The sequence below is a fragment of the Bordetella tumbae genome (assembly GCF_965139195.1).
Taxonomy (GTDB): domain Bacteria; phylum Pseudomonadota; class Gammaproteobacteria; order Burkholderiales; family Burkholderiaceae_B; genus Bordetella_A; species Bordetella_A tumbae.
Map to the genome: position 1 here is coordinate 200,404 of NZ_CBCSJH010000004.1, position 13,044 is coordinate 213,447.

Below are 13,044 nucleotides of genomic sequence, written 5' to 3' on the forward strand. Positions count from 1 at the left end.
AAATNCGAGGCTGTATGCCGCCGCAGTAGGTGGCAGTGAGCGCAGTAATGCTTACTGTGGCGCCGTACTACCTGCAGGAGCGTTTTTCTGAGCCATGTCGATCACGCGCTGGCGTAGTTGCGGATCTTGTTCGACGGCTTGTCCGATGCCGTTGAACTCATCGACTGTCAGGCCATCGGCTTGCACCATTTTCACCATTTTGTCGTCGGCTTCGCGATAGACCTGTTGGCGGGCAGGCTCATCCTTTGCGGCTTGCAGCTTCGGACGATACTCGTCGGCAACCATGGCGACTTTCTGTGATGCACTGGCGAATTTTTGCAGTTGTGCTTCAGAGGGTTTGATAGCAGGCTGTACTTGGGCAGGGGGTTGCGCAGCCGGTGCCTGTGCCGTTTGGGCCAGTACCACGGCGGGCGACAGGCTCGCGGCGAGTACGGCTGCGGCAAAGAATGCGTATGTAGAACGCGGCATGGAGACCTCCTTCATGGGTTAAACGTCGTACCCCTCCATGATGACAAGTCCACCAAGTATGGTTCAAGCTTTCGGATGTTTGCGCATGTGACAGCCCGCAGGGACCCCGCGTTACGGGGCGTTTCAAGGCGGTTCAGGACTTGAGCGCGCGCGCTCTGGCCAGTAGAAATTCACGTTCACGCGCATTGCGTGTGAGAGCCGCGGCGCGGTGGAATTCCGCATCGGCTTCGTCGCGGCGGCCCAGTTTTTCCAGGAAATCGGCGCGCACGCTGGGCAACAGGTGATAGTCGGCCAAAGACGATTCGGTCAGCAAAGCATCGGTCAGCGCGAGCCCGGCCTGGGGGCCATACGCCATGCCTACGGCGACAGCGCGGTTGAGTTCGACGATAGGAGATGGGGCGGTTTGCACCAGCGCGTCATACAGTGCGACGATCTGTGGCCAATCCGTATCCTCGGCGCGGGCGGCGCGAGCGTGGCAGGCAGCGAGCGCCGCTTGCAGGGCGTACGGGCCCAATGTGTCCGATTGACTTTGCGCACGATGCAATGCGGCCAGGCCGCGTCGAATTTGCAGTGCGTCCCAGCGGCTACGGTCTTGTTCCATGAGCAAGATAGGGTGACCCTGCGCATCGGTCCGCGCCGCCAGACGCGATGCCTGCAGTTCCATCAATGCTACCAGGCCGTGAACCTCGCTTTCCTGGGGCGCGAGTTCAGACAAGATGCGGCCTAACCGCAGGGCCTCGTCGCACAAGGTTGGACGCGTCCAGTCGTCGCCCGCCGTGGCAGCGTAGCCTTCGTTGAAAATCAGGTAAATCACTTCCAGCACAGAAGTCAGGCGCGCCGCCAAATCGTTTCCGCGTGGGACTTCGAATGGGACTTGTGCCTCGCGCAGGGTCCGCTTGGCGCGGACGATGCGCTGGGCAATGGTGGCTTCGGAAACGAGAAAGGCGCGCGCGATTTCGTCGGTACGTAATCCACCTAGCAGACGCAGCGTCATCGCGACACGTGCCTCGGCTGACAACACAGGATGGCAGGCCGTAAAGATCAATCGCAGCAAGTCGTCGCCGATCTCGTCTTGGCGGGCCTGGTCCAGCGCGTCGACGAAATCGGGTTCGACATGGGTTTGCAACGCGTCCATTTCATAACCCAATTGCTCGTGCTTGCGTTCGTGTAACGCGTGTTGCCGCAATCGGTCGAGGGCGCGGTTCTTGGCTGTGGTCATCAGCCAGGCTCCTGGTTTGTCAGGAATGCCGTCGCGGGGCCAGTGCTCCAAGGCCGTGACCAGCGCATCTTGAGCGAGTTCTTCGGCCAGGCCCACGTCGCGCACGACGCGCGCGACGCTGGCGATCACTTTGGCTGACTCGCTGCGCCAGACGGTCTCGATGGCCCGATGGACGGCGTCGCGAGAACTCATTGTTGCGGCATTTCCGCGTTGGGATCCATATACATCAGTTCCCAGATATGACCGTCCAGATCTTCAAACGCATGGCCGTACATGAAGCCATAGTCTTGCGGCTCTCGCGGCACCGAGCCTCCAGCTGAGACGGCGCGGGCGACCAGATCGTCAACCTCGGCGCGGCTGTCGCACGACAGGCAGACCAGCACCTCGGTGCTTTGTTTCGGGTCGCAAAGGGGTTTATTGACAAAGGTCTTGAAGTACTCGCGCGTGAGCAGCATGGCGTACAGGTTTTCACCCAAAACCAGGCAGGCCGCGTTCTGATCGCTGAACTGAGGATTGAAGTCCAACCCGAGTTTGCGGAAAAAGGTCATGGCAGCGGGCAGATCAACAACGGCGAGATTGACGAAAATTTGCTTATGCATGGTGGACTCTCAAAGTGGGAGGTCGAGTTGGAGGATTTGCGACAGCCGGGTTGATGGTGGCTGTTATGCATACGACGAATCAGATCTCCTGCAATCGACATGAAAATTGATGCTCAGGGAAAACCCTAATCAATCGGTCCAGCAATCGGCCTGGCAAGGCCAAATGACAACTCAACGTCCCGCAGACCTGCTACCGCAAACTAAGCGAAGCAGGGCCCGAGTTCGCGTATTTCCACCGTGCACCATTGGGCGGCTGGACATTCTGCAGCGATGGCGATGGCTTGTTCGCGCGTGTCACAGTTCAACAGAAAAAATCCGCCGATCATTTCCTTTGCCTCGGCATAGGGGCCATCCAGCAGACGTTGCCGGCCATCGCGGACCTGGAGTTTTACGCCTTCTTTTTCTGATTTTAGGGATTGGGCGTCTTGCAGCAGGCCGCGGGATTTCAGGTCCGCCGCGAATTGCATCATGCTGTCGTAGGCGGCATGCCCCTCCTCAGGCGTGCGCTGCGCCCGTTGGCCGATGGGTTCGACGATGAGCATCATAAAAGACATGACTGTCTCCTGAATAGGCGAAGAATCGCAGTCTAGCCGGGCAATGGGGCGAATGGAAGTCTCATCCGGGCCGCTGGGGAAGTGCTGCCTGCGGGACGCAGACTGCGTGTTATTTGCGCTTTGTCAGTGACTTCCCCATAGGGGCAGTAGAGAATCGCACCGCCGTAGCAGTAGACTGTGTCATTCTGTATTTGCCCCCTGGGTGGGGCGTGCTGTTTATTCCAAAGGATCGACGTCGTGATCGCGTTGCGGGAAGCTTATCGGGCGGGGCTGTTTCAGCGGCGGCAGTGGTTGCCGAATATCGTGTCTGGAGTGATTGTCGGGGTAGTGGCGTTGCCATTGGCGATGGCATTTGCAATCGCGTCCGGCGTGAAGCCCGAACAGGGTTTGTACACCGCGATTATTGCCGGGTTATGCGTATCGATATTTGGGGGGAGCAGGCTGCAGATTGCGGGTCCCACCGGCGCGTTCATTGTGATCCTGGCTGCCATCGTGGCCGAGCACGGGGTGGCAGGGTTGCAGATTGCCACCCTGATGGCGGGCATCATTCTGCTGTTGCTGGGCGTGGCTCGTATGGGAGCCGTGATCAAATTCATTCCGGCGCCTGTGATTGTGGGTTTTACGGCGGGTATCGGCGTCATCATCTGGGTCGGGCAGTGGAAGGAGTTTTTCGGTCTGCCCAGTATCACGGGTACGCATTTTCACGAGAAATTCTGGCAGCTAATACAGGCTTTGCCCCAGTTGCATGTGGCGACGACGGTGCTAGCCTTGATCAGTTTGGCGATCTTGATTGTGTCGCCTCGGGTGCCATATCTGAGGCGCGTGCCAGGCCCCTTGATTGCGTTGGTGGCTGCCACGGTGCTGCAGGCCTTGTTTGGTTTCGACGGCGTTGCAACGATAGGGTCGGCCTTTGGCGGCGTACCTCAGGGGTTGCCCTCGTGGCATTGGCCGGAGGTCACCTTGTCGCGCGTGGTCGAGTTGATCGGTCCGGCGTTTGCCATTGCCATGCTGGGGGCGATCGAGTCGCTGCTGTCGGCGGTGGTGGCCGATGGAATGGCGGGCACGCGTCATAACTCCAACCAGGAACTGATCGGCCAAGGCATTGCGAACATTGCCGCGCCGCTATTCGGCGGGATAGCGGCGACGGGCGCGATTGCGCGCACGGCGACCAATATCCGTAATGGTGGCACCAGTCCCTTGGCGGGCATTGTGCACGCAGCGACGTTGGTCGCTATCGTCGTGCTGCTGGCGCCGTTGGCAGAGTACGTGCCGTTGGCGGCCTTGGCTGCGATCTTGTTCATCGTCGCCTGGAATATGAGCGATCTGCGGCATTTCGGCAGAATGCTGCGCCGCGCCCCTCGGGCGGATGTGGTGATCTTGCTGGTGACCTTTGCCTTGACGGTGTTCGCTGATTTGGTAGTCGCGGTCAATATCGGCGTGATCCTGGCGACATTGCATTTTCTGCGTCGCATGGCGTCCAGCGTGGGGGTTCAGCAAATGGGCCGCGATGAATTGAGCCGGGAACTGGCGGCCAATGCAGGCATCGATGTCCCGGATGGCGTGTTGGTCTATACCATCGAAGGACCCTTGTTTTTCGCGGCGGTAGAAAATTTCGAGCGAGCGCTCGACAACACGAATACGGATCCCCGTGTGCTCGTGCTTTGCCTGCGCCGCGTTCCGTTTGTCGATGTGACAGGGTTGCAGGTGCTGGAGGACGTGATTGTCCGTTTACGCTCGCGTGGGGTGCGTGTGTTGCTGGCCGAGGCAAATACCCGCGTGCGAGGCAAACTGCGTAAAGCCATGATTGCCGACTTGGTGGGACCGCAGGGGATGTTCGATACGTTGCCACAGGCCTTGTCGGCTGGGGGCGCATCGCAGATGCCAGACGCTGCCGCGACGGCGTAGTAAAACTGGCCGGAAGCGTCAGGCGCCGGACACCGTCCAGCGCCTGACGCAGACCGCAAGGCGCAACCCGGCAGGTGCAGTTGGAGCCAGGTTGCGTCCGATCCCGCGGAATTTAGTTTTTACCGAAGAGTCCGCCGCCCATTTTCAGCAAGTCGCCCAGGCCGACTTGGCCATCGCCGTCCTGGTCCAGCAGCGAGCCCAGCAGGCCGCCACCCACACCGCCTTGTTGTTGGGCGGCGTCGCGTTCCTGTCCTAGTTGGGCGCCGAGTCCGCCGGCGTCCAGGTTGTTGCCTTGCATGCGATTGGCCAGAAAGGCCATGACGATGGGCGCCAGGATCTGGAGCAGGTTCGACGCATTGCCGCCGCCCAGGCCGGTCGCTTGGCCAAGGTTATCTTCGGCGCGTTGCTGGTTGCCGCCAAAGATGTTGCCCAGAATGCTGGCGCCATCGGATTGGCCCGCACCTGCGTTCGCGCCGCCGCCGAGCAACGACCCCAATAGTCCACCCAGATCGGCGCCACCGCCGGCATGATCACGCTGCAGTGCGCCAAACAGGGCGTCGGCGCCTCCCGGTTGCGAGGCGTTCTGGCCTAGCGTACCCAGCAGCATGGGCAGCGCGGCGCTGACCGCGTCTTGCGTTTGAGCCGTATCGGTCCCCAGTTGTTGAGAGATTTGTTGCATCGGCCCGCCTTGTAACTGCGCGAGCAATTCGTCGGAAAGCGTAGTGGGGGAGTTCATGGTGTGTTCTTCCTGGTTAAAGGTGGACTAAGCGTACCACCGGATGGCGTTGCAAGTGTGTTCTTGACAGTTATTGATGATTGGTCCGGGCGCAGGGAAAACGCCGTCCTTGCCGGCCCATCTCGCCAGGCGGCAGCCGGATCGCGAGGCCAATGTTCTAATAGCGGTCGCGCAGATGAACTACACGCCAAAATCGCTACGATGACGATCCAGATTAACGAAGAGTTACGAACTTATATCGACCCGCTGAGCGCCGACGAATACGAGGCGCTGGAGCGCAGCCTCCTGGCCGATGGGTGCCGCGATGCGCTCGTGTTATGGGGCGATGTCCTGGTCGATGGACATAACCGCTATGCGCTGTGCACCAAACACGGCATCGAATTCAAGACTACGCAAAATACCCGCTTTAAATCGATGGACGATGTGCGGTTATGGATGATTGAAAATCACCTGGGCCGGCGCAGTGTCTCGGATTTCCAGCGAGGAGTGCTGGCCTTGCGCAAGAAGGAAATCTTGCAGCAGCGGCAGCAGGAGCTAGAGGCACAGCAACAGGCGCAGCAGGCAGACGCTGGCTCAGCCGGCGAGGCGGAAACGCCCGCGGCCTCACCGGCCGAGCCGGTGGTCATTCCCAATCGCCAGGCGTTGGCACGTGCGGCACGGGTCAGCAGCAATACGCTAGGACAGATCGAAAAGATTCAAAAAGATGCCGCGCCAGAGCTGGTCCGTGCGGTCAAGTCCGGCGAGATTTCCATCAACGCTGCTGCGGCCGTTGCCGAAATGCCGGTCGACAAGCAGGTCGCCGCCGCAGCCGAAGGGCGCAAGGCATTGAAGGAGCTCGCGCGCCAGGCCCGCGAGGCGAAGGCCAAGGCAAAAGAACCGTCAATGGACACTGAGGCGGGGGACGGCGAGTTGGAGGCAGAGCCACCCGTTGAGGCGATCGAGGACTATCCCGCCGAGGTGGCGCGCCTGCGTCGACTGGTGGCGGCACTGACCGAGGAGCGCGATGGTTTGAAAAAGAAAGTCATGCACTTGACTGTGGCATTGTCCGAGGCGCGTCAGGACAAATAAGAGCCAGAGCGCGGGCGTTCGGGCGTATCATCCTGCCCGGCGAAACGTCAGATTGATGCGCATGGCGCCCAACAAAGGGTGCGTGGCGTCTTTCAACTCGGACACGCCGTGATACCGCAGCCGATCCCGGCCGCCCCACACGGCGACGTCTCCATGCTGCAGTGGCACGCGTTGCGCGCGGTCACTGCGTTGTTCGCCGCCGAACAGGAACGTCGCAGGAATTCCCAGCGACACCGATACGATAGGCGCGCTGAAATCCCGTTCATTCTTGTCCTGGTGCAAGCTCATGCGGGCACCCGGCAGATAGCGATTGATCAGGCAGGCATCGGGCTGAAAATCCGGAAAGCCGGCGGTTTGCGCCGCCTGCTGCGCCAGTCGCAAAAACGACGCGGGTAAAGCGGGCCAGGGCAGGCCGGTTTGCGGATCCTGCTGGGTGTAACGATAGCCGCGCAGATCCGTTGTCCACCCCAGCGAGCCGCAGTTCGTCAGCGCGACAGACATCCGGAACCCGCCCGGCGTCACCATATGGCGTAAAGGCGCCGCCGCGAATATGGCGTCCAGCTCGGACAATAGCGCATCAATATAGGGCAGTGCCAAGCCTCGCAGTACAACCGCTTGCGGACCCAATTGCACGTTGACTGGGGCGACTGCGTCGGGAGCAAACAAGTCCAGGTTCATGGTAAGGCTGCGTCGGCGTGTAGATGGTGTTTCGTTGCGCTGGCCGGCGGTTGCGCCACGGTGGTCGGTCACGCGACCATGGGCGAAGAGGCCGGAGTGTGCGTCAGAATCGTATATGACCCTAATGTAGGCATCCTTGCGATGCCAGACACTCCGGCTTTTGCGCTTGAACTCGTTGGTGCTCAGCCGCAGCGCAATGCGCTGATCGAGCCGTCGCTTTCCACAATCACGTTCAAACGCGTGGGGTTGTATTCCATGGTCATGACTTCGCCGGGTTTCAGCACGCGTAGTTGCGTCGCGTTGGCACTCGAGCTCAGCGTGCGGTTGAGCGACTCCGAGTACTTTTGACCCACCTGATCTTGTACCGGCTGGGCATCGCAGGTGGCGGCCGTGCCAGACGACGCGCCACTGCCGCCGTATGTACTGGTATCCGATGAGGTGTGCTGCGTTCCAGAGGAGGCGCAGGCGGTGAGGCCGGCGACGAGGATGACGGGAAACAGCTTGCGCATCATGAGAGAAACTCCTTCTTGCAAATTAGTCGTCAATGATAGACCAGCTTGATCATTGATTTGTTTGCATATGATTCCACGCCAGGCCTGCTGCGCTGTTATTCGCCGGGTGTGTCAGGATCAGGAGGCTGTCATGCACCTGATGTTTCCATTGTATGGAATTTCAGGTGGTGGAACGCAAGCCCGTCTCGTTTTTCCGTCTATCGGTGCTCAGGCAAGCACGGCAATACCGTCCGCGGCACGCACGCCTTGACCTGCAGGCATAACGAACAGGGGATTGATTTCGGCTTCGACCAAGCGGTCGCCCAATTGTGCGGCCATTTGCGAGAACGCAACGATGGCTTTCACCAGCGCATCCAGATCGGCTTTGGGCCGGCCACGAAAACCGTCGAGCAGTGGCCAGGTTTTTAACTCGTGGACCATGTCGAGGGCATCTTCGCGGCCGAGGCCTTTATTGCCGGATGGCAGCAGGCGCATCGTGGTGTCCTTGAACAGTTCCGCGGTGACGCCGCCCATGCCTAGCAGGATCGCCGTGCCGAGCGGGTCGCGATGCATGCCGAGAATCAGCTCCGTGCCGCCGGCGACCATTTCTTGTACCAGAAAGCGCTGAGGCACGATGCCGGTCTTGCTTTGTACTTCGTCCTTCATTGCCCTCAGCCGGTCACCGATCTGCTCGGCAGTGAGGTTGATGGCGACGCCGCCGACGTCGCTCTTATGCGTAATTTCACTCGACAGGATTTTTAGCGCGACACGCGTATTAAAGGCACGCGCAGCTTGTTCCGCGCTGGTGGGCGTTGTCACAACGGTTTCTTGCGCGCAGGGCACGCCGAAGCGCGTGAACAATTGCTTGGCTTGCGCTTCGTCCAACGAACCTGCAGGCAGATCTGCTATGTCGATCGGCGCAGCAGGAACCGAATATGTCGGCTCCCTCCACTGCGCGTGCTGCAGCATACCGGCCAGCGCGACGGAGCATGCCTCTGGGATGGCGAAAGCCGGGACGCCGCGCTGTGTGAGCAGGGCACCGACATTCGGCGCGTGAGGACTGACGAAGGCGATCACGGGCTTATCGCTTTCGGGTAGGCAGTCCTGGATGGCGCCAGCCATCAGCTCCGGCATGGCGAGGCCCGAAGACCCCACAATGATGGCGAGCGCGTCATAGCTGGGACTTGCCAGCAGCGTTCGGATAGCGCCACGTAACAGATCTGGCTGCAGACCGGCCAGGGTGACATCGATGGGATTGCGATCCAGCGCGGCGTGGTCGCCGGTCTGCAGCGCGCGCAATTGCGCAGCGGTGGCGGCATCAGGGGCCGGCGCCTCAAAACCCGATACGCCCAGGCTGTCGGACACCAGTGTGCCAGCGCCACCCGTCGAGGTCAGGATGGCGACACGATTGCCCCGCAGCACGCGGTTTGTGGCCAGCGCAGCAGGGATATCCAGCAAGTCGCTAAAGGTCTGGGCGCGAATAATGCCGACTTGCTTGAATAGCGCGTCGTACATGCGGTCGGCACCGGCCAGTGCACCTGTATGCGACACGGCCGCTTTTGCGCCGGCTTCCGAGCGGCCGATCTTGAAGGCGACGACCGGCTTACCGGCGCGGGCGGCCTTCAGGGCTGCAGTGCGGAATTTCTCCGGGTTGCGCACGCTTTCGACATAGAGCGCGATGACTTTGGTGGCTTCGTCGTCAGTCAAGTAATCAATGAAGTCGGCCAAATCGAGATCGACTTCGTTGCTGGTTGAGATGAGCTTGGACAAGCCGATCCCGCGAGACGCTGCGCGGGACAGCAGCGCACCGAGGATGCCGCCGCTTTGCGACACCACACCGATGGACCCAGCCGGGAAATGATCCATTTCCAGTGCGCCGCTGGCCGACAGCACGATGTTGTCGGTCAGATTGACCAAACCGATCGTGTTGGGGCCGAGGATGCGCATACTGCCTGCGGCCTCGATGAGTTCGGCTTGCCGGCGCGCTCCCTCTGCACCGACTTCGGTGTAGCCGCTGGCCAGCACGATCGATGCCGCCGTACCGCGCTGTGCGAGTTCTCGTACGGCCAAGTGCGCGCGTTCGGCGCCCAACAGTACGATGCCGACGTCGGGTACCGACGGCAGCGATGCGATGTTGGGATAGCAGGGCAGGCCGTCGATATTGTCGGCTCGTGGATTGACAGGATAAATGTGGCCGGTAAAACCGTGCTTGCGCAGATAGGCGACAGGGCGGCCGGCGGTCTTTCTGCTATCGGCGGAGGCGCCGATGACGGCTACGCTGCGTGGATTGAGGAGGCGGGTAAGGGGGCTCATGTTTGTTACTCTTTGCTGGTGCGCTTTTCGGCGGCCTTGGCCAGGAAAGCCATGACCGATTCGCGGTGCTCCGTGCTCGTGTAGCAGATGCCTTGCGCTTGGCTGCCTTGTGCGAATACTTGTTCAGCCGACATTTCGAAGCTCTGGTTGAGAATGGTCTTGCCCAGCGCCAATGCAGTCCCGGAGCCTTGGCTCAGCTCGGCGGCCCAGGTCTGCGCATCGGTCAGCAGTTGCGCTGCGCTGGTGGTGCGATCCACGATGCCTAACCGCAGGGCTTCGTCGCATTCGACTTTTCGACCGGTGAAAATCAGTTCTTTTGCTTTGGATAGACCCACCCGGCGCGGCAGGAAATACATACCGCCACCGTCCGGGACGATGCCGCGATTGATATACGACCAGGTAAAGCTCGCGGCGTCGCTGGCAATGATGAAATCGCAGGCCAGGGCAGTGTCGGCGCCCAGGCCGGACGCAGCGCCATTGACGGCAGCAATGGTCGGCTTGGGCATGGTGTGCAGCAACGATTGGGTGTAGTGCACGCGCTGCTGACGGTGCCAGCCGTTGAAAGCGATTTCGCCAACAGGGGCGTTCATCCGCCGTTCCATCCCCGCGACATCGCCACCGGCGCAGAATCCCTTTCCGTTACCGCTGAGCACCAATGCGCGGATCGCTTTGTCGGCACTGATGCGTTCCAGCGCCGCGATGAATGCGCTGCGCATATCGTCGCTCATGGCATTGCGTTTCTCAGGGCGGTTGAGCAGCAGTGTGGCAATGCCGTCGGTAACGGTCAGTTCGATCAAATCCGTGGTCATGTCGCGAGTTTTCCTTGAGTCGGCTCAGTCGTTGGCGATGTGGCTTTTCTTGACGCGCCTGCGTCAAACCAGCATTTGCCTTTTGCCGGATAGTTTAGGTGCCCAAGCCGCAATATGTATTCCCTGAATTCCACTTGATGGAAATAGTGCTAAGCTGCTGCGTCCCACCCATTTCGCTACATCATGTCCGATTCTTCTCCCCAGACCGTGCGGCGGCACCATCACGAAGACCCTGTGTTGAATCGTTCGTTGGTGCGTGGGGTCGAGATTCTGCGCGCGTTTCGCCCCGGTGCAGATCAACTCGGCAATGGAGAAATCGCGGAAAGGACTCAGCTTTCGCGCGCCACGGTCAGCCGTCTGACGCAGACGCTGGTCGAATGCGGGCTGCTGGAGCATGATCGGGTGCGGCGGACTTACCGTCTGGCCACGCCGGTATTGAGCCTGGCTCACGCAATGCGTGCGGGCTCGCCGGTGTTGAATGCGGTCGCGCCGCTGATGCGTGCGATGGCCGAGAAAATGCGGATCAATGTGGGGCTGGCGACCGCGGACCGTGACGAAATGGTCTATTTGGAATCGTTTCGGTTTAACCGCAAGGTGGCGCTGCGCAGTGTTGTCGCGGGGCAGCGTGTGCCGATGGAGCTCACTTCGCTGGGCAGAGCCTATCTGGCGGTCGTCGATGACGTACAGCGGCAGGCGTTGCTGGAGCAGTTTCGCCAACGGCGCAGTACTGACTCGCGCCGTCTGCTTGACGAAATCCACGCCGCCAGGCTCAGCGTCGATACCAAAGGCTATTGCGCCGCCTCATGGCAGCCGGAGGTCGTGGCAATGGCAACGCCGCTTGTGCTGCCAGACCGCCCCATTTACGTATTGAATGTCAGCGTCCGGACCATAGCCAGCATGTCAGAGACGCAGAAACAGCTGGGTGGCCCGTTGCTGGAACTCCGCGAGAAGGCGAAGACCGCGTTACTTACCGCTGACGCGTGACCGGCTCCAGCGGTGACAGCACTCGGCGACATACATGATGTGCCAAGTGCGTAATGATGCTGATCAGCCTGCCTTGCGTGCGCGCCGCTTGCGTACGGCCTCGGCCAGATCGGCCAGCACCGGTTCGGTCTGTGTCCAACCCAGGCAGGCATCGGTGATCGACACCCCATGACGCAACGGCACGCCGGGTTTCAGGTCCTGGCGGCCGGCCTCCAGATGGCTTTCGATCATGACGCCAATGATGCGCGAATCGCCGTTGGCGAGTTGCGTGCCGATATCGCGGGCCACGTCGATCTGGCGCTCGTGCGATTTGTTGGAGTTCGCGTGCGAACAGTCGATCATGACCTGTTCGCGTTGGCCTGCGGCTTTCAGTGCGGCGCAACTGGCCTGGACGCTGGCGGCATCGTAGTTGGGGCCTTGTTTGCCGCCCCGCAGGATCACATGGGTATCGTCATTGCCGCGCGTCTCGAAAATCGCGGCCATGCCCATTTTGGTCATGCCCATAAAGGCATGTTTGGCGCGGGCCGCCACGATCGCATCGGCGGCGACCTGCATGCCGCCATCGGTGCCGTTCTTAAAGCCCAACGGGCAGCTCAGGCCGGACGCCAATTGGCGATGGCTGGGGCTTTCCGTTGTGCGTGCCCCGATTGCGCCCCAGGCGACCAGGTCGGCAATGTATTGCGGGCTGAGCAGGTCCAGGAATTCGGTGGCGATGGGCAAGCCCAGTTCGCTGATTTCCAGCAACAGCTCGCGCGCGCGGTGCAGCCCCTCATTGATACGGAAACTGCCATCGAGGCGCGGGTCATTGATATAGCCCTTCCAGCCGACGGTGGTGCGCGGTTTTTCAAAGTACACGCGCATCACGATCAGCAGGTCTTTGCTCAGTGATTGCGCGGCGCTTTTTAGCTTGCGCGCGTATTCGATTGCCTGATCATGGTCGTGGATGGAACAGGGGCCTACCACCACGACCAGACGGTCGTCGCGGCCGTGCAGCACGTCGGCAATCTGCCTGCGGGCGTTTTCGACGAGAGCCAGCGTCGTAGGAGGAATTGGTAGTTCATCCTGCAGCAGGGCAGGCGAAATCAGCGGACGTACCGCGCCGATACGAACGTCATCAATGCGGGTCGTGTCTTGCGTGGAGTCGGCCTGGCCAACTTCACGGTCGTGGTGAGAATCGTCGATACGGGTCATTATTGTCTCGGGAGGAAGAGCCGCGCGCT

The 13,044-nt window shown here is 60.8% G+C and carries 13 protein-coding genes; 3 read left to right on the plus strand and 10 right to left on the minus strand.

All coding sequences use genetic code 11. The annotated features are described in order from the left end of the window. Positions 1–51: 51 nt before the first annotated feature. From ACNA0J_RS07770 to ACNA0J_RS07785, 4 genes are all read right to left on the minus strand, one after another. A complete protein-coding gene (locus ACNA0J_RS07770; protein WP_415818118.1) occupies positions 52–468 on the minus strand; it encodes a DUF4168 domain-containing protein in 417 nt (138 codons plus the stop codon). 133 nt (positions 469–601) lie between these two features. Next, complete coding sequence (locus ACNA0J_RS07775) at positions 602–1,879, minus strand: RNA polymerase sigma factor (RefSeq protein WP_415818120.1); 1,278 nt, start codon at positions 1,877–1,879, stop codon at positions 602–604. Further along, entirely contained in the window at positions 1,876–2,286 is a 411-nt protein-coding gene (locus ACNA0J_RS07780) for a VOC family protein (RefSeq protein WP_415818122.1), read from the minus strand. The genes ACNA0J_RS07775 and ACNA0J_RS07780 overlap by 4 nt, the downstream gene beginning before the upstream one ends. Before the next feature lie 200 nt (positions 2,287–2,486). Next, the gene (locus tag ACNA0J_RS07785) at positions 2,487–2,840 is read right to left on the minus strand and encodes a YciI family protein (RefSeq protein ID WP_415818124.1); all 354 of its coding nucleotides are present in this window, start codon (positions 2,838–2,840) and stop codon (positions 2,487–2,489) included. Between the two features lie 237 nt (positions 2,841–3,077). On the opposite strand from ACNA0J_RS07785, the gene ACNA0J_RS07790 reads away from it, so the two are divergent. Continuing rightward, entirely contained in the window at positions 3,078–4,745 is a 1,668-nt protein-coding gene (locus ACNA0J_RS07790) for a SulP family inorganic anion transporter (protein ID WP_415818126.1), read from the plus strand. Positions 4,746–4,857: 112 nt separating this feature from the next. Here the strand turns inward: ACNA0J_RS07790 and ACNA0J_RS07795 are convergent, their stop codons facing one another. Next, positions 4,858–5,481, minus strand: coding sequence for a DUF937 domain-containing protein (locus ACNA0J_RS07795; RefSeq protein WP_415818128.1), 624 nt, complete (start codon positions 5,479–5,481; stop codon positions 4,858–4,860). Between the two features lie 201 nt (positions 5,482–5,682). On the opposite strand from ACNA0J_RS07795, the gene ACNA0J_RS07800 reads away from it, so the two are divergent. After that, on the plus strand, positions 5,683–6,549 hold the full coding sequence (locus ACNA0J_RS07800; protein ID WP_415818130.1) for a ParB N-terminal domain-containing protein: 867 nt from the start codon (positions 5,683–5,685) through the stop codon (positions 6,547–6,549). A 27-nt stretch (positions 6,550–6,576) separates the two neighbouring features. Here the strand turns inward: ACNA0J_RS07800 and alkB are convergent, their stop codons facing one another. The 4 genes from alkB to ACNA0J_RS07820 form a co-directional block, all read right to left on the minus strand. Then, a complete protein-coding gene (alkB, locus tag ACNA0J_RS07805; protein WP_415818132.1) occupies positions 6,577–7,227 on the minus strand; it encodes a DNA oxidative demethylase AlkB in 651 nt (216 codons plus the stop codon). Positions 7,228–7,409: 182 nt separating this feature from the next. Then, the gene (locus ACNA0J_RS07810; protein ID WP_415818134.1) at positions 7,410–7,739 is read right to left on the minus strand and encodes an I78 family peptidase inhibitor; all 330 of its coding nucleotides are present in this window, start codon (positions 7,737–7,739) and stop codon (positions 7,410–7,412) included. Positions 7,740–7,946: 207 nt separating this feature from the next. Beyond that, positions 7,947–10,031, minus strand: coding sequence for an acetate--CoA ligase family protein (locus ACNA0J_RS07815; protein WP_415818136.1), 2,085 nt, complete (start codon positions 10,029–10,031; stop codon positions 7,947–7,949). 5 nt (positions 10,032–10,036) lie between these two features. Further along, positions 10,037–10,840 (minus strand): enoyl-CoA hydratase/isomerase family protein, encoded by an 804-nt coding sequence (locus tag ACNA0J_RS07820; protein WP_415818138.1) that lies wholly within the window; start codon positions 10,838–10,840, stop codon positions 10,037–10,039. 183 nt (positions 10,841–11,023) lie between these two features. Between ACNA0J_RS07820 and ACNA0J_RS07825 the strand changes: the two genes are divergently transcribed. Then, entirely contained in the window at positions 11,024–11,824 is an 801-nt protein-coding gene (locus tag ACNA0J_RS07825) for an IclR family transcriptional regulator (protein WP_415818140.1), read from the plus strand. A 63-nt stretch (positions 11,825–11,887) separates the two neighbouring features. On the opposite strand, the gene ACNA0J_RS07830 is transcribed toward ACNA0J_RS07825, so the two are convergent. Then, positions 11,888–13,015 carry a 3-deoxy-7-phosphoheptulonate synthase gene (locus tag ACNA0J_RS07830; protein ID WP_415818142.1) on the minus strand — a complete coding sequence of 376 codons (1,128 nt, stop codon included), beginning with the start codon at positions 13,013–13,015 and terminating at the stop codon, positions 11,888–11,890. Positions 13,016–13,044: the final 29 nt, after the last annotated feature.